This is a genomic window from Kitasatospora sp. NPDC036934, from assembly GCF_055608425.1.
The window spans coordinates 42880-58645 of the sequence record NZ_JBVJQR010000009.1; the positions used below are offsets into that span (position 1 = coordinate 42880).

The window sequence follows — 15766 nt, forward strand, 5'->3', positions numbered from 1 at the left end:
CAGCTTGCGCTATGGTCGGTGTCACGTCGATCCGACGGATCGTCAGTAATGCCTGCCAGCAAGCACCGCAGAGCAGCCATGCCCATCTGTATGGCCTGGCTCACGGCGACGTATCCGCCGGATCTCCACCCCACACACGCCCGGGAGAACTCCCATGCGTCACCTCAACACGCCCTCCCTCACCCTCGGCCGCCAGTCCCTCCAGGGCGCCATGCTCCGTCTCGGCTGGCCGCCCTCCTCCACCTTTGACGCCGAACTCGCCCTCGGTGAGCTGATCGTGAACGCCTGGAGCCACGCGAACACCCCTGCGCCGGTCGTCCAGATCCTCTCCGTCGCCCCCCGTACCCTCCGGGTCGGCGTCTCCGACGAGAGCCCGATGCTGCCCGAGATGCAGTCCCTCGACCTCCTCGCCGAGTCCGGCCGGGGCCTCCAGTTGGTCGCGGCGCTCACCAGCCGCTGGGGCGTCGACCCGCAGGAGCGCGGCAAGTGCATCTGGTTCGAGTGCGACCTGGACGCCGCCTGATGCCCGTTCCCCACCGCCCCATGCAGCCCACCGATCCCCGGATCAGGGCCTACACGGACGACCACATCCGCACGCTCCTCGCCGAACTCCAGGAGCGTGGGAAGAAGTTCGGCCTCCTCTTCCCCTCGGCCGACATCGACCACACCCTCGACGGCCGCGTCCTGGTCCGCTTCAACACGGCTCCGGCGTCGACCCTCCTGAACCTCCTCACCCTCCTCCTCCACGCCGACCGCGAGCGCTCGTGCGATTCCTGATCGCCGTCGCCTTCGCGACGCTCCTCGCCCTCGCGATCGCCACGGTCGTGCTGGGCGTCGTCACCGCTCTCAGGGCGATGCCGCCCGACGAGGACGCCTGAGTCCGAACAGCCGAAGAGGGCCGTCACCGCCCCCGGCGATCACGACCCCCTGCTGTTCCGCCCGCCCCTCAGGCCTTCTTCTCGAACCCCGCCAGCACCTCGCGCGGGTCGAAGGTCACCCGGATCCGAGCGATCCTCCCGTCCTCCACGTGCATCCAGTTCGCCGTCGGCGCCGGCGGCGCGATGCTGGTGTTCAGCTCGAACCAGGTGATGACGTCGTCCCCCTCCGCCACCCGCACCTTCACGTCGATCTTCTCCAGCACCTGACCGAGCCCCCTGAGCCCGCCCAGCGCCTGTTCGATCCCCGAGGCCGTGCCGAGTGGTCCGACGAAGTCGACGTCCTCGGCCAGCAGGCCCCGGATGGTGTCGAAGTCACCCGCCTCCCAAGCGGTGAAGTAGGTCTCGGCCAGCTCGCGTGCACTCTTCGTCGTCGTCATGCCTCCATCCTTCCCCTGCTCAGACCATCCGTCCAACATATGGTTCCGATCATTGCTATCACCATCACTGATAGTGAAAATGACGCAGCGTCGCTATTTGAGGCCCAAGAGGCCTGCGCATCACACTGAGTGACTGTCAGCTCGGCCCGTTTGGCCTCCGTCACGTTGGTAAGGCGCTCGGCAACCGGAGTGTGAAGGAGGCGTGAAATCGATGATCACCGAACAGCAGGCCCGCTCCATGCTGCACCAGCCCGTGGACGATGCCCAGGGCAACCGGATCGGCAAGGCGGACCACATGTTCCGCTCCGATGTCAGCGGCAAACCGGAGTGGGTCAGCATCAAGACCGGATGGTTCGGTTCGAACGAGTCGTTCGTGCCGATCCGGGACGCCAGGGTGGTCGACGACCACATCCAGGTCCCGTACCCGAAGGAGAAGGTCAAGGACGCACCCATGGTGATGGTGGAGGAGGGCGGCCACCTTCCCGCGCGGGAGGAGCAGCGCCTCTACCGGTACTACGGCCTCTCCGCGGGCAACGGCGGCAAGTCGCGTACCGGTGACGGGACCGCCCTGGCCACCGCCGCCGCCACGACCGCCGCCACGACCGACGGCACCGGCACCGCCGCCGCGCACCCCGGCGCCCGCCGGGGGACCGACGACGCGATGACCCGTTCCGAAGAGCGGATGCAGGTCGGCGTGGAGCGGTACGAGACGGGGCACGCGAAGCTGCACAAGTACGTCGTCACGGAGGAGGAGCGGCAGACCGTGCCGGTGCGGCACGACGAGGTGCACATCGAACGCGAGGCCATCACCGAGGCCAACCGGGGCGCCGCGCTGTCGGGCGAGCCGATCAGCGAAGCCGAGCACGACGTCGTCCTGCACGCGGAGCGGGCGGTCGTCCGCACCGAGGCCGTGCCGGTCGAGCGGGTGCGCCTGGTGACCGAGGAACGTGTCGAGGAGCAGACGGTCACCGGCCGCCTGCGCAAGGAGCGCATCGAGGCCGAGCTTCCCGGGGACGGGACGCAACGCATGAAGGGCAGGGAGAACCGGCCGCGGTGACGGCCTGCCCGTCGACCGACGGATGCCCCGGGCGCCCGCCCGGGGCATCCGTCCTGCCGATGGCACGCCCGTCGCATATCGTCACCGTTCATGGAGATGCACCAGCTGCGCTACTTCGCCGCCGTCGTCGACGAAGGGTCCTTCACGGCAGCGGCCGTGCGCCTGCACGTCAGCCAGTCCGGCGTGAGCACCCAGGTGGCGAAGCTGGAGCGCGAGTTGGGCCAGCTGCTGCTCCACCGCTCCGGCCGCCGGGTGCAGCTCACCCCGGCGGGCGAGGCGATCCTCCCGCTCGCCAAGAACGCCCTGGCCACCCTGGACGCCATCCAGCACACCGCGGCCGAGTTCGCGGACGCCGTCCGCGGCCGGGTGCGGCTCGGCATGATCATGGGTTGCTCGATCCCGCCGTTCCTGGACACCGTCGCAGACCTCGGCCGCTCCCACCCGGGCATCGAACTGAGCCTGCACGAAGGGCACTCCGATCTGCTCCAGTCCCAGGTCCTGGCGGGCGCCCTCGACCTGGCGCTGATCGGCTATGCGGGCGAGGTGACCTCGGGACTGGAGGTCGGCGTGGTCGTCGACGACCCGATCGCCGCCGTCGTCCCCCACGGGCACCCCCTCGACCGCGCCGAACTGAACCTCTCCGACCTGCGCGGCGAGAAGATCCTCTGCCTCTCCCCGGGCACCGGGCTCCGCGCCGCCTACGACCGCTCCTGCGCGCAGCTGGGCCTCGACCCGCGCGTGGACATCGAGGCCAGCTCCCCGGTGGCGGTGCTCCGCCTGGCTGAGCGCGGCGCCGGGGTCGCCGTGCTCAGCGCCTCCTCCGTGGAGGGCGCCGGCCTGCGGGCCGTCCCGCTCGCCGACGCCGGTACCAACGCCCGGCTCGGCCTGGTCGCCCGCCGCGACCAGCACTCCCCGGCCGTCCGCCTCCTCCACGCCAAGCTCACGGCGGCCATGCGTCCCGCCTGACGGGCACGCGGTGGACGCCTGGCGGGTGGGCGGGCGCATGGTGGGCGGGCGCGTGGCGGGAGGGCACGCGCCGAACCGACGGGGGCCGACGGGCGGGCCGACTCCCCGTGAGGGCAGGCCGGTCAGACCTTCCAGTGCGGGTCACGCCCCGAGGCCGCCAGCGCGCGCTCCCACACCGAGGCGTCCTCCGGCACCGCGACCGCCGCCGCGAAACCCCCGTACTGCTGGAACAGTTCGGCGTTCTCCGCCACGATCTCGCCCACCAGCAGGGCGAGTTCCTCGTCCACCTCGATCTGCTGCCCGACCGCCCGGGCGACGTCCCAGCCGTGCAGCAGCAGCTCCAGGATCAGTATCCGGGCTATCCCCACCGCCGGGAACGGCGACCCGCCCAGGTCCACGTCCCCCTCCCAGGCGGCCGACTCGCCCCAGGCCGCCACCGCCCGCTCCAACTGGGCCGCGTACGCCGGGCGCCAGTCCGCGTCGGCGGTGAAGTCCCGCTCGACCAGTGCCGCGGGCAGTTCGGTGCGCCGGGCCCGGTGCTCCAGGCCGTGCGAGGTGTACAGCACCCAGTGGTTGATCAGCGCCCGGGTGTCGAACTCCCCGCAGGGGGTCGGCGCGTCCAGCGGCACCTCGGCCGGGACACCGGCGGCGACAGCGGAGGCGGTCGCGGCGGCACGGGCGAGCAGGGGGTGCAGGGGGTGAGCGTTCATGCCGCCATCCTGCGCCGGGCCGCGCCGCCCGGTCTTGAAGAAACGCGACGACTAGCCTGGCCGCCATGGACGACCCGGACCCAGCCCCCGACACCGCCCACGACCCCTGCCGCGGCGTGCTCCACCCGGCCCGGGCCGCCGAACTGATCAGCGTGGAACGGCTCGCGCCCGCCGTGGCACGCTTCGTGGAGTTCTACTGGCTGGTCCGCTGGGACCTGACCGGCCGCCCACCGTACGAGCAGAAGGTGCTCGCCCACCCCAACGTCCACCTGGTCTTCGAGGCCCCGGGGCCCCGGGTCTACGGGGTGGACCGCTCGCTCTTCGTCCGCCGGCTCGAAGACGCCGGGCACGTGCTGGGCGTGAAGTTCCGCCCGGGCGCCTTCCGCCCCTTCGCGGGGCACCCGGTGAGCACCCTGGCCGACCGGTCCGTCCCCGCCGCCGACTACTTCGGCCCCGGGGTGGACGAAGCCAACGCCCTGGTCCTGGACGGGCCGAGCGCCGAGCGGGCGGACGCCTTCCTGCTGCCCCGGCTGCCCGCACCCGACCCGGTCGCCGAGGAGGTCGCCGCGATGGTCGAGCGGATCACCGGCTCCCCGGACCTCTGCCGGGTGGACGACCTCGCCCGCGAGCTGGGCCTGACCGTCCGCCGCCTCCAACGGCTGTTCGCCGAGTACGTCGGCGCCTCCCCGAAGTGGGTGCTGCGCCGCGCCCGGCTCCATGAGGCCTCCGAACGCGCCGCACGGGAAGGGGAGTTGGACCTGGCCGCGCTCGCCGTCGAACTCGGCTACGCCGACCAGGCCCATCTCACCCGGGACTTCACCGCAGCGGTCGGCATCTCCCCGGCCCGCTACGCGAGTTCACGCTAGATCACTCTGGATGGCGCCGGATCAGGCGACGGCCGCCTCGGCAGCCGCCTGGGCGGCGGCCCGGCCACGGGCACTGGCCCGCCGCGCGTACGTCATCGTCCAGAACACCAGGCCGCCGAGCACCGCGTACGGCAGGACGCTGTTGATCGTGACCACCGCGCCGTGCGAGAGCGTGTAGACGAACACGATCCGCAGCACGGCCTCCAGGATGAACGCGATGCCCCACACGATGGTCAGGTTGCGCTGGACCAGGCGGAAACCCGGGTACTGCCACATCGAGTTCCACCAGGCGATCATCCCCGGGGTGCCGTCGGTGGCGAACTTGCGGCCGAAGTAGAACATGATCGGCTTCGGTGCGGCCAGCGACCCGAGGTAGAGCACGCCGAGCAGGCCGGAGACGAAGGAGTCCTTGGCCAGCAGCATCTTCGGGTCGGTCGGGCCGACCAGCGAGACGACCAGCGTCAGCGCGACGAACACCAGCGAGACGACGGCGAACTCGTCGATCCGGCGGTGCCAGGCCAGGTAGATCACGGTGTCGAGCACCGGCCCGAGGCCGGACAGCAGGATCGCGGTGGAGTCGCTGTAGCCGTGGTCGTGCAGCTGGTTGTAGATCATGATCGGCGCGACCACGTTGAAGGCGATGCTGATCAGCCAGCCGAACGCGGCGGCCTTTCCCTTGCGGGCTGGAGCGGTCGGAGCTACCGCGGTCGACATGGTGGATCCCCCGGGACGTGTGTGAAAGTGGCGGCCCATTGTGGCGGATGGGACCGACGCCTGCCCAGGTCAGTTCGGCCACGTCCCTGCGGCGGGCAGGTCCCTCCGGCAGTCACGCCCCGAGGAAGCGCTGCACCTGGTCCAGCATGAAGTTGGCGCCGGTGTACCCGATCCCCTGGAACCACAGCTGGTCGTCCACCGGGAACGCCCGGTGCGCCTTGACCGCGCCGAGCGCCTGCCACCCCGGGCTCGCCAGCGCCGCCTCCGCGCCCGAGGCGGCCGGACTGCCGTACGTCGCGTACAGCAGCAGGTCGCCGTCCGCCTTGCCGAGCTGGTCCAGCGGGATCTCGAAGTCCGACTGGTCGACGTTCTGCGCGTCCGGCCGACCCACCTCGGCGTCGGCGAGCACGATCCCGGGGAAGCTCTGCCGCCCGAACAGCCGGATCCCGCCGCCCTCCGTGAAGCGCACCAGGCTCACCCGGCTCCCCGACAGCTTCGCCGCCGACAGCGCCCCCGCCACCTGCCCGGCGTGCTTCTGGTACGCGGTGACGAAGGCGGCCCCGGCCGCGACCCGGCTCAACGCCTGGGCGTGCAGCTGGAAGTCCGCCTTCCACGGCGCCCCGGTGGTCTGGGTGAGCACGGTCGGGGCGATCTCCCGCAGCTGGTTGTAGCGGTCGCCGTCGCGGGCCTGGTTGGAGAGGATCAGGTCCGGCCGCAGCGCCCGGACGGAAGCGAGGTCGGGCGCGCCGGCCGGGCCGACCAGCCGGATGCCCGAGGTGCGGGAGGTCGGCCAGTACTCGGGGAAGCGGGAGTCGGCCGCCGGGAGCGCGGCGCCGACCGGGGTGATGCCCAGGGTCAGCGCGGAGTCCAGCACGTCGGTGTCCAGCACGACCACCCGCAGCGGCTCGCCCGGCACCTGCACCGGCCCGGTCGCGGCGTTCACCGTCACCGGCGGCAGCGGAGCGGGGGAGGGCGAGCCGCTGATCTCGAAGCCGTCCGGGGTCGGCGGCTGCCCGCCGCCGGAGCGGGAGCCGGTGCACGCCGTGAGCGCGGCCCCGCCGAGGCCGGCGAGGAAGGTGCGGCGGGCGATCCGGGGCATCGGCGGGTCCTCGGCGGTGGGTGGCGGGGGCCCGTCGATTATGTCCGAAATCGAACCCAAAAGGCCGTTAAGCGCCTACCCGGTGCCCACTCAGTGCCTACTGGACGCCCACTAGGCGCCCACGGCTTCGGCGGTTTCGGCCGGCGCCTGCCACGGCGCGCCCGGCACGACCAGCGGAGTGCCCGTCACCGGGTCCGGCACCACCACCGAGTCCAGTCCGAACACCTCCCGCACCAGCTCCGCCGTCACCACCTCGCCGGGCGGGCCCTCGGCGACCACCCGGCCGTCCCGCATCGCCACCAGGTGGTCCGCGTACCGGGCGGCCTGGTTGAGGTCGTGCAGCACCGCGACGACCGTCCGGCCGCGCTCGACGTTCAGCCGTCGGACCAGGTCCAGCACCTCCACCTGGTGCGCGATGTCCAGGTAGGTGGTCGGCTCGTCCAGCAGCAGGATGTCGGTGCCCTGGGCGAGCGCCATCGCGATCCAGGCCCGCTGGCGCTGGCCGCCCGACAGCTCGTCCACGCTGCGCTCGGCCAGCTCCGCCGTCGAGGTGCGCTCCAGCGCCTCGGCGACGGCCGCCTCGTCCTCCGCCGACCACTGCTGCCACCAGCTCTGGTGCGGCTGGCGGCCGCGCGAGACCAGGTCCGCCACCGAGATGCCCTCCGGCGCGGTCGGCGACTGCGGCAGCAGGCCGAGCCGCTGGGCGATCCGCTTGGTCGGGATCCGGGCCAGCTCCTCGCCGTCCAGCAGCACCGCGCCGCGCACCGGCTTCAGCAGCCGGCCGAGGGCCCGCAGCAGGGTCGACTTGCCGCAGGCGTTCGGGCCGACGATCACCGTCACCCGGCCGTCCGGGATGCCGACGTCCAGGCCCTCGACGACCGTGCGCGCCTCGTAGGCCAGGGTGAGGCCCCGGGCCTCCAAGCGGTGTGCGGTCATCGGGAGCCTCCACGGCGGGATCGGACCAACAGCCACATCAGGTACGGCGCGCCGACCATGCCGGTCACCACGCCCACCGGCAGCTCGGTCGGGGCGAGCAGGCGCCGGGCCAGCAGATCGGCCAGCACCACCACCAGCGCGCCGGTCAGCGCCGAGCACAGCAGCGGCACCTGCGCCGACCTCGCCAGCCGCAGCGCGATCTGCGGGGCCATCAGCGCCACGAAGTCCACCGGCCCGGCGGCGCCCGCCGCACAGGAGGCCAGCACGATGCCCAGCAGGGCCATGCCGAGGCGGATCCGGTCCAGCCGCAGCCCGAGGCCGACGGCGGTCGCGTCGTCGAAGGAGATCGACCGCTGGGCGCGCGCCGCCCACAGTGCCACCGGAAGGGCCGCCAGCAGCACCCAGGCCAGCCAGTCGGCCTGGTCGAAGCCGGCGCCGTTCAGACTGCCGGTCATCCACACCTTCGCGGCCTGCGCCTGGAAGCCGTCGCCCTTGGTGAGGAACACCGAGGTCAGCGAGGACAGCGCCACGCTGATCCCGATCCCGATCAGCACGAACCGCTGGGCGTGCAGCCCCCGCCGCCAGGCCAGCGCGTACACCAGCAGCCCGGCCGCCAGCCCGCCGCCGACCGCCGCGTACGGCGCCTGCCCGGTCGAGCCGACCACCCCGTACGCCATCAGCCCGACCACCGTCACGGTCGCGCCCCAGGTCACGCCCACCACGTCGGGGCTGGCCAGCGGATTGCGGGCGACCGTCTGGACCAGCGCCCCGGCCAGTCCGAGCGCCGCCCCGACCAGCAGCCCGACCACGACGCGCGGCAGCCGGAACTCCCCGACCACCAGCTCGTCCGGACTCGGCTGCCCCAGCACCACCTTGACGACCTCGCCCGGCGAGACGGTCGACTCGCCCAGGCACAGCGAGGCCACCGCCGTCGCCGCCAGCGCCGCCGCCAGCCCGACGGCGGCGAGCACCGAACGCCGGTGCAGCAGGAACGAGGCCCGCCCGGCCCGCACCACGGAGTACCCCCGCAGGGACACCGTCGTCACGCCGCCACCACCTTCCGCCGGCGCACCAGGGCCACCAGCACCGGCACCCCCACCAGGGCCGTCATCACGCCCGCCGGCACCTCCGACGGCGGGAACAGCACCCGTCCCAGGGTGTCGGCGAGCAGCAGCAGGGCCGGGCCGAGGACGGCCGAGAAGGCCAGGATCCAGCGGTGGTCCGCCCCGGCCACCGCGCGGGCGGCGTGCGGCACGGCGAGGCCGATGAAGGCGATCGGGCCGGCCGCCGCGACCGCCGAGCCGGTCAGCACGGTGGCGCCGAGCGCGCCGACCGCCCGGACCAGGCCGGTCTTCGCCCCCAGCCCCTTCGCGGTGTCCTCGCCCAGCGCCAGCGCGTCCAGCCCGCGCGCCACCGCCACCACCAGCACGGTGCCGACGGCCAGGAACGGCAGCAGCTGCCAGGCGACGTCCGCCGTCCGGCCGGAGAGCGAGCCGACGTGCCAGAACCGGAACTGGTCCATGGTGGCCGCGTCGGTGGTCAGCACCAGCGTGTTCAGCGAGGCGATGAAGGCGGACATCGCCGAGCCGGCCAGCGCCAGCTTGATCGGCGTGGCCCCGCCCCGGCCGCGCCCGGCCAGGCCGTACACCAGCACGGTGGCGATCACGGCGCCCGCGAAGCCGAACCAGACGTACCCGGTGAGGGTGGAGACCCCGAACCCGGAGATGGCGACGACCACGCCCGCCGCCGCGCCCTGCGAGACGCCGAGGATGCCCGGGTCGGCGATCGGATTGCGGGTCAGGCCCTGCATGACGGCCCCGGCCAGCCCGAGCGCCGCGCCGACGGCCAGCCCGACGACCGTCCGCGGCAGCCGCAGCTCGCGGATCACCACGGCGTCGGCGGAGTCGCCGCCGTGCAGCAGCGCGTCGACCGTCCCGGACAGCGGCACGGTACGGCTGCCGACCGCGAGGCTCAACAGCACCGCGACGGCCAGCACGGCCAGCGCGGCGGTGAGCCACAGTATTCGGTGACGGGGTGTCCGCCGCCTGCCCGGTGGTGCGGTGGTGTCGGTCATGAGCCCTCTCCGCGGAAACTCAGGTAAACCTAAGTTCCGCCTCGGAGGCGGGGCAAATCGCCGTGTCCCAGCCGGGCGGGGTTCGGTAGCCTGACGGCATGCCCGCCACCTCACCCGCCCCGTTCACCGTCGGCTTCGACCTCGACATGACGCTGCTGGACACCCGCCCCGGCATCCGCGCCACCTACCAGGCGCTCTCCGCCGAGACCGGCACCTACGTCGACGCCGACCTGGTGGTCACCCGGCTCGGCCCGCCGCTGCTGGACGAGATCGGCAACTGGTTCCCGGCGGACGAGGTCGAGCGGGCCGCCGCCCGCTACCGCGAGCTCTACCGCGACCACGCCTTCGCCCCGACCGTGGCACTGCCCGGCGCCCACGCCGCCGTCGAGGCGGTCCGCGCCCACGGCGGCCGGGTCGCCGTGATCACCGGCAAGTACGAGCCGAACGCCCGCCTCCACCTGGAGCACGCCGGGCTGCCCGCGGACGTCCTCGTCGGCGACCTCTGGGCGGAGACCAAGGGCGAGGCGCTTCGCGCGCACGGCGCGAGCATCTACGTCGGCGACCACCTCGGCGACATCGTGGGCGCCCGGCACGCGGAGGCCGTCGCGGTCGCCGTGGCCACCGGCCCGTACGGCGCCGACGAACTGCGCGCCGCCGGCGCGGACGTGGTGCTCCCCGACCTCACCGGCTTCCCGGAGTGGCTCGGCCGGCACCTCGCGGGCTAGGACAGGACCCCTGGGTCCTGTCCTAGGACTCCCGGGGCTCCATCCGGGCGCGCTGGGCCCGGGCGTTCAGGAACAGCCCGGTCAGCGCGGCCAGGAACCCGGCCGGCATCAGCATGCTCAGCCAATACATGGCCGTCGGCAGCGGCGTCAGGTGCAGGAACAGCGGCACGAAGGTGACCAGGGTGGCGAGCGCGCCGATTCCGAAGACCACCGTCCCGGCCTTGACGTACACGTCGCCGGGGTCGGCGCTCTGGCTGCTCACGTCCGTCACTCCCTGGGGCCGCGCCGGGCCACCCGTTCGGGCCCGGTCCGCGCCCCCAGTCTGGCAGAGCGGCCGCGGCGGCGGCCCACCGGAGCGGCTCGGTCACGTTGCGCAGTTTCCCGGCAGCGATGCGTTTTGATCCCTGCTGAGCGGGGGTATGCACGGGTTGCCGAGGGGCGCTACAAGGGCGTCCCGTGTCCTCAGACCCGGGGGTGTGAGCCGATGGACTGCGCCGAACCGCGCCCCGGCCGTGCCAGTGCCGGGTCGTCCGTGACCGCGAGATCCCCGCGCTCCAGCCGGCCCCTCCGGCCCTCGGAACGCGGATCCATCGCGGAACGCTGATGAGGCAGTGACGGACCGTTAGTCTGCTCCTGACAACGCGCTGGCCCTGGGCGCCCACGGGCGCTGAGCCGAGGTCGGCCGTCTTCAATCCCACCCAGTGATCCCCGGCCAGGGCCGGGATCCCTCACACCCATTCGAGGACTGTTCGAGATGCCCACCGGCCAGGTCAAGTGGTTCAACGAGACGAAGGGCTTCGGCTTCCTGTCGCGCGACGACGGTGGCGACGTCTTCGTCCACACCAAGGCGCTGCCCGCCGGTGTCACCGTGCTGAAGCCCGGTCAGCGGGTCGAGTTCGGCGTGGTCGCCGGCCACCGCGGGGACCAGGCGATGGCCGTGCAGCTGCTGGAGGCACTGCCGTCGGTGGCCGCCGCCCAGCGCCGCAGCGCCGACGACATGGCGCCGATCGTCCAGGACTTGATCACCACCCTGGATGCGGTGCTGCCAGGCCTCCAGCGCGGGCGCTACCCGGCCAAGCCGACCGGCCAGAAGCTGGCCGGCCTGCTGCGCGCGGTGGCCGACCAGTTCGACATCTGACTCCCAGGGAGTCCGAAGGCAGGTTCCAGCTAGGACGGGAACGCGAGCGCACCCGGGTCGAGCGGGGGCACCAGCCCCTCGGCTGCGGCCCGGGTGAGCAGCGCGCGGACGGCTTCGTAGCCCTCCTCGCCGAGGTCGGCGGTGAACTCGTTGACGTACAGCCCGATGTGCTGGTCGGCGACGGCCGGGTCCATCTCCTGGGCATGCGCCAACACGTACTCCCGGCTGGCCGACGGGTCCGCCCAGGCCTGCCGGACGGACGTGCGGATCGCCTCGGCGAGCTCGCACAGCCGCTCGGCGCCCAGCGACCGCCTGGCGACGATGGCGCCCAGCGGGATCGGCAGGCCGGTCTCCCGCTCCCAGGCCTCGCCCATGTCGGCCAGGCTGTGCAGGCCGTACCGCCGGTAGGTGAAGCGCGCCTCGTGGATGACCAGGCCGGCGTCCACCCGGCCGTCCCGGACGGCGGGCATGATCTCGTGGAACGGCAGCACGACGATCTCGCCGAACCCGCCCGGGACGGCGCGCGCCGCCCAGAGCCGGAACAGCAGGTAGGCGGTGGAGCGCTCGGACGGCACCGCGACGGTCTTCCCGGCGAGGTCCGCGGGGGAGCCCACGCCCGGCAGGGTGAGCACCAGCGGGCCGCAGCCGCGCCCGAGCGCACCGCCGCAGGGCAGCAGGGCGTACTCATCCAGGACCCAGGGCAGCGCGCCGTAGCTGATCTTCAGCACGTCCAGCTCGCCGCGCTCGGCCAGGCCGTTGGTGACGTCGATGTCGGCGAAGGTCACCTCGGGGGCGTCCGCCCCGGGGACGTCACCGTGCGCCCAGGCGTGGAACACGAAGGTGTCGTTCGGGCAGGGCGAGTACGCGATGCTCAGCCGTTCAGCCACAGCCGGCCTCCTCGATCAGTTCTCGGACGGGCAGGGCGGCGAAGGCCCGCTCCAGGGCGGCCAGCGCCTCGCCGATCCGCCAGGCGGCCCGGTCGCGCGGGCCCACCGGGTTGGACACGGTGCGCAGCTCGAAGGCCGGCACGCCGAAGCGGACGGCGGCCTCGGCCACGCCGAAGCCCTCCATCGCCTCGGCCGCGGCACCCGGGTGACGGGCGGCCAGTACGGCGGCCCGCTCGGCGCTGCCGGTGACGGTGGAGACGGTCAGCACCGGGCCGGTCACGGCGTCGACGGCGTGCGCCGCAAGGGCCCGCTCGGCCAGCGCGACGACGGTCGGGGGAGGGGTGTGCCGGGCGGTGCCGAAGCCCAGCTCGGCGACGTCGGCGAAGCCCTCCGGGGTCTCGGCGCCGAGGTCGGCGGCCACGATCGACCCGGCCAGCACGGTGGCGCCGACCGGGGCGTGCGGGGCGAAGCCGCCGGCGATCCCGGTCGAGGCCACCAGGCCGTACGGGCGGGCCGCCAGCGCGGTGGTGGCGGCGGCCGCGGCGGCGGCCGGGCCGACCCCGGCGGCCAGCACGTCCACCGGCACGCCCGTGCAGCGGTGCAGCACCCCGCCCGGCAGCGTCAGACCGGCGGCCCCGCCGGGCAGGCCGCGCAGCACCGCCTCGGCCTCGGCCGGCACCGCGACGACGACGAGCAGCCGGGCCCGTTCGGGGCCCGGCTGCCCGGGGTGCACGTCGGCGACCTGCGCGCTCATCGCGGGAGCGTCAGCTGTCCTTGGTGTTCATCTGGAAGTACCAGACGGCGATCGGGCTCTCCGACTTCTTGTCGATCTCGACCACGGTGACCACGGTCTTGCCGCTGGAGTTCAGCACCCGGCCGGCCGGCTGCGAGCCGGAGAAGGAAGGCCCCTGGGCGTACGAGAACAGGCTGGTCTGCCCGCCCTGGGTGCTCGAACCGCCGTTGGTGGAGGCCCACCAGCCGGTCTTCGCCACGTTCGGGCTGACGCCGACGCCGACCCGGTCGCTGGCCCGCACGTCGGACTGCGGCAGGGTGCCGTTCGCCAGCGCCTCGTTGGCGGTGGTCCGGCACTTGTCCTGCTGGTCGTCGGTGAGCGGGCTGCCGTCGTTCCAGCACAGCGGGTCCGCGGCGACCGACGTGGTGCCGACCTGGAGGGTGGCCCGATGGGAGCTGTGCTCGGTCTGTCCGGCGGCGATCGCGACGGAGGTGCCCACCGTGGCGGCGCCGACCACGACAACGGCGCCGAGGGCGGCGATGACACGGGTATTGAGGCTCATGCGTCAGAATCTACCGAACCCGGGCGATCACGCTACGCGGGGGTCGGCCACCGCGTGTTGCCGCGTGTTGCCGGGTCGGCGGTTCTCAGGCCACCCGGGGCGCGGCCGGGTGCCGCCGCAGGCCCAGCCGCAGCAGCGAATGGGTCGTCCAGAGCAGCACCAGGCCCACCACCGAGGCCGCGATCGACAGGCCCAGCACCCCGTTCAGCGGCAGCACGATGCCGACCCCGCCGCCCGCCACCCAGGACAGCTGCATCAGCGTCTCCGAACGGGCGAACGCCGAGGTCCGCACCGCCTCCGGGACGTCCCGCTGGATCAGCGCGTCCAGCGCCAGCTTGCCCAGCGAGGCCGCCATCCCGGACACCCCGGCGACCAGAACCACCGTCACCACGCCGTACCAGAGCGCGGCCGCCGCCGTCACGCCCGTCGCCAGCAGCAGCATCGCGGTGACCGTCGCCTCCTGGCCGCGGGTGCGCAGCCAGGAGCCCAGCACCGAACCCAGCGCGTTGCCCGTCCCGGCCGCCACCGCCACCAGGCCCAGCGCCAGGGTCGGCCGCAGTCCGCCGATCGGGTCGGTGCGCAGCAGGAAGGCCAGGAAGAACACCAGGAAGCCGACCAGCCAGCGCATCCCCGCCATCGCCCGCAGGGCCAGCACCACCGAGGGGCCGACGGTGCGCAGCGAGGCCTTGACCTTCGGCGGCCTGTGGTGGACCAGGTGGGAGCCCTCGCCCTCGCCGGGCACGTCGGCGTGCAGCACGGCCCGCTGCTCGCCCTTCGCCGAGTCGACCGTGTGCGGCAGGTGGAAGGCCATCAGGGTGCCGATCACGAACACCAGGAAGGCGCCGCGCAGCGGCCAGCCGGGCCCGATCAGGTGCAGCAGCCCGCCCACCCCGGCCGCCACCCCGGTGGCCAGCAGCCCGGCCAGGGTGACCCGGGAGTTCGCCTTCACCAGGGACAGCCGGCTCGGCAGCAGCCGGGGCACCACGACGCTGCGCACCACCCCGTACGCCTTGGACGCCACCAGCACGCCCAGCGCCTCCGGGTAGAGCGCGATGCCGCCGCCGGAGATCACCCCGGCCATCGTCCAGGCCAGTACGGCCCGGGCCAGCATCGACATCGCCATGGCCGCCCGGCGGCCGTGCGGCAGCCGGTCCAGCAGCGGGCCGATCACCGGGGCCAGCAGGGCGAACGGGGCCATGGTGATCAGCAGGTAGAGGGCGACCCGGCCGCGGGCCTCGCCGGTGGGGACGGAGAAGAAGATGGTGGAGGCCAGCGCGATGGTGATCAGCATGTCGCCGAAGGAGTTCAGCGCGTGCAGCTCGATCAGCTTCGCCAGGCCCGACTCGCCCGCGCCCTCGGCCGAGGTGGCGCGGCGGATCCGGCGGCCGGTGCCGTGCACCAGCCGGCCGGTGCGCAGGCCGGCCGCGGAGGCGGTGCGGACCAGGAAGTTGCGGTGCGGCTCGGGGGCGGCGTCCGGGTCGTCGTCGATCGCCGGGGGGAGGCCGTCCGGCGGGGGGACGGGCTTCTCCAGGCTGACCGGGGCGGCCGCGGACGCCCCGCCGCCGTCCGCCGACTGCGGTTCGCCCGCAGCGGGGACAGGAGGCTGCTGTCGCGGCACGGCGTCCGCCTCGTCGGGGTTGCCGGCCTGCGAGGGGCGCAGTGCGTGCTGCGACGGGTCGTCGTCCGCCACAAGCCCATCCTGCCCCAGATTCGCCGGGGTGACCCGGGAATCGACGGGGTCGGCGCGGCCTCCGGAACGGTCGGCTCCGCCCCGGACTGTGCCGGGGCACCGACCGACGGGTAGCCTGCCCCAGGGTCCGCCCGCCGGGGCGCCGGGCCGCCGGGAGGTCGGACGAGCGGCGCGGCCGGTACCCGACGCGGCCCCGGGTCGCGCAGAATGGATGAGGGACTACCGAGCCGCGACGAGAAGGCAACACGCCGTGGGCGACAGAAGAACTGGGAGAGAATCGACGCCGTGAGTGCT

At 73.6% G+C, this 15766-nt stretch carries 19 protein-coding genes; 7 read left to right on the forward strand and 12 right to left on the reverse strand.

Features of this window, described 5'->3' with window-relative positions:
* Positions 1-154: 154 nt before the first annotated feature.
* Complete coding sequence (locus tag ACZ7BZ_RS15655) at positions 155-523, forward strand: ATP-binding protein (RefSeq protein ID WP_470358813.1); 369 nt, start codon at positions 155-157, stop codon at positions 521-523.
* Positions 524-543: 20 nt separating this feature from the next.
* Positions 544-777 (forward strand): hypothetical protein, encoded by a 234-nt coding sequence (locus ACZ7BZ_RS15660; RefSeq protein ID WP_470358814.1) that lies wholly within the window; start codon positions 544-546, stop codon positions 775-777.
* Between the two features lie 169 nt (positions 778-946).
* On the opposite strand, the gene ACZ7BZ_RS15665 is transcribed toward ACZ7BZ_RS15660, so the two are convergent.
* Complete coding sequence (locus tag ACZ7BZ_RS15665) at positions 947-1315, reverse strand: nuclear transport factor 2 family protein (protein WP_470358815.1); 369 nt, start codon at positions 1313-1315, stop codon at positions 947-949.
* A gap of 211 nt (positions 1316-1526) precedes the next feature.
* Between ACZ7BZ_RS15665 and ACZ7BZ_RS15670 the strand changes: the two genes are divergently transcribed.
* Both ACZ7BZ_RS15670 and ACZ7BZ_RS15675 read left to right on the forward strand, forming a co-directional pair.
* Positions 1527-2372, forward strand: coding sequence for a YsnF/AvaK domain-containing protein (locus ACZ7BZ_RS15670; RefSeq protein ID WP_470358816.1), 846 nt, complete (start codon positions 1527-1529; stop codon positions 2370-2372).
* 90 nt (positions 2373-2462) lie between these two features.
* Entirely contained in the window at positions 2463-3338 is an 876-nt protein-coding gene (locus ACZ7BZ_RS15675; protein WP_470358817.1) for a LysR family transcriptional regulator, read from the forward strand.
* A gap of 122 nt (positions 3339-3460) precedes the next feature.
* Here the strand turns inward: ACZ7BZ_RS15675 and ACZ7BZ_RS15680 are convergent, their stop codons facing one another.
* On the reverse strand, positions 3461-4048 hold the full coding sequence (locus ACZ7BZ_RS15680; protein ID WP_470358818.1) for a TIGR03086 family metal-binding protein: 588 nt from the start codon (positions 4046-4048) through the stop codon (positions 3461-3463).
* Between the two features lie 65 nt (positions 4049-4113).
* On the opposite strand from ACZ7BZ_RS15680, the gene ACZ7BZ_RS15685 reads away from it, so the two are divergent.
* Positions 4114-4914, forward strand: a complete 801-nt coding sequence (locus ACZ7BZ_RS15685) for an AraC family transcriptional regulator (protein WP_470358819.1) — start codon at positions 4114-4116, stop codon at positions 4912-4914.
* A 21-nt stretch (positions 4915-4935) separates the two neighbouring features.
* Here ACZ7BZ_RS15685 and ACZ7BZ_RS15690 read toward each other — a convergent pair whose 3' ends face one another.
* The 5 genes from ACZ7BZ_RS15690 to ACZ7BZ_RS15710 all read right to left on the reverse strand — a co-directional run bounded on the left by ACZ7BZ_RS15690 (position 4936) and on the right by ACZ7BZ_RS15710 (position 9737).
* Positions 4936-5628, reverse strand: coding sequence for a VC0807 family protein (locus ACZ7BZ_RS15690; protein WP_470358820.1), 693 nt, complete (start codon positions 5626-5628; stop codon positions 4936-4938).
* 112 nt (positions 5629-5740) lie between these two features.
* On the reverse strand, positions 5741-6727 hold the full coding sequence (locus tag ACZ7BZ_RS15695) for an ABC transporter substrate-binding protein (RefSeq protein WP_470358821.1): 987 nt from the start codon (positions 6725-6727) through the stop codon (positions 5741-5743).
* Between the two features lie 111 nt (positions 6728-6838).
* Positions 6839-7663 carry an ABC transporter ATP-binding protein gene (locus ACZ7BZ_RS15700; protein WP_465743605.1) on the reverse strand — a complete coding sequence of 275 codons (825 nt, stop codon included), beginning with the start codon at positions 7661-7663 and terminating at the stop codon, positions 6839-6841.
* Positions 7660-8709, reverse strand: coding sequence for a FecCD family ABC transporter permease (locus tag ACZ7BZ_RS15705; protein ID WP_470358822.1), 1050 nt, complete (start codon positions 8707-8709; stop codon positions 7660-7662). Before ACZ7BZ_RS15705 ends, ACZ7BZ_RS15700 begins: the two co-directional genes overlap by 4 nt.
* Positions 8706-9737, reverse strand: coding sequence for a FecCD family ABC transporter permease (locus ACZ7BZ_RS15710; RefSeq protein ID WP_470358823.1), 1032 nt, complete (start codon positions 9735-9737; stop codon positions 8706-8708). The genes ACZ7BZ_RS15705 and ACZ7BZ_RS15710 overlap by 4 nt, the downstream gene beginning before the upstream one ends.
* Positions 9738-9835: 98 nt before the next feature.
* On the opposite strand from ACZ7BZ_RS15710, the gene ACZ7BZ_RS15715 reads away from it, so the two are divergent.
* Complete coding sequence (locus ACZ7BZ_RS15715) at positions 9836-10462, forward strand: HAD family hydrolase (protein WP_470358824.1); 627 nt, start codon at positions 9836-9838, stop codon at positions 10460-10462.
* Between the two features lie 22 nt (positions 10463-10484).
* Here the strand turns inward: ACZ7BZ_RS15715 and ACZ7BZ_RS15720 are convergent, their stop codons facing one another.
* Positions 10485-10724, reverse strand: coding sequence for a hypothetical protein (locus tag ACZ7BZ_RS15720; RefSeq protein ID WP_470358825.1), 240 nt, complete (start codon positions 10722-10724; stop codon positions 10485-10487).
* 492 nt (positions 10725-11216) lie between these two features.
* Between ACZ7BZ_RS15720 and ACZ7BZ_RS15725 the strand changes: the two genes are divergently transcribed.
* A complete protein-coding gene (locus tag ACZ7BZ_RS15725; protein ID WP_380460214.1) occupies positions 11217-11600 on the forward strand; it encodes a cold-shock protein in 384 nt (127 codons plus the stop codon).
* 29 nt (positions 11601-11629) lie between these two features.
* Here the strand turns inward: ACZ7BZ_RS15725 and ACZ7BZ_RS15730 are convergent, their stop codons facing one another.
* The 4 genes from ACZ7BZ_RS15730 to ACZ7BZ_RS15745 all read right to left on the reverse strand — a co-directional run bounded on the left by ACZ7BZ_RS15730 (position 11630) and on the right by ACZ7BZ_RS15745 (position 15226).
* Complete coding sequence (locus ACZ7BZ_RS15730; protein ID WP_470358826.1) at positions 11630-12487, reverse strand: menaquinone biosynthesis family protein; 858 nt, start codon at positions 12485-12487, stop codon at positions 11630-11632.
* On the reverse strand, positions 12480-13241 hold the full coding sequence (locus ACZ7BZ_RS15735; RefSeq protein WP_470358827.1) for a futalosine hydrolase: 762 nt from the start codon (positions 13239-13241) through the stop codon (positions 12480-12482). The genes ACZ7BZ_RS15730 and ACZ7BZ_RS15735 overlap by 8 nt, the downstream gene beginning before the upstream one ends.
* A gap of 10 nt (positions 13242-13251) precedes the next feature.
* On the reverse strand, positions 13252-13782 hold the full coding sequence (locus tag ACZ7BZ_RS15740) for a hypothetical protein (protein ID WP_380460219.1): 531 nt from the start codon (positions 13780-13782) through the stop codon (positions 13252-13254).
* Between the two features lie 85 nt (positions 13783-13867).
* Positions 13868-15226 carry an MFS transporter gene (locus ACZ7BZ_RS15745; RefSeq protein ID WP_470358971.1) on the reverse strand — a complete coding sequence of 453 codons (1359 nt, stop codon included), beginning with the start codon at positions 15224-15226 and terminating at the stop codon, positions 13868-13870.
* Positions 15227-15766 lie beyond the last annotated feature (540 nt).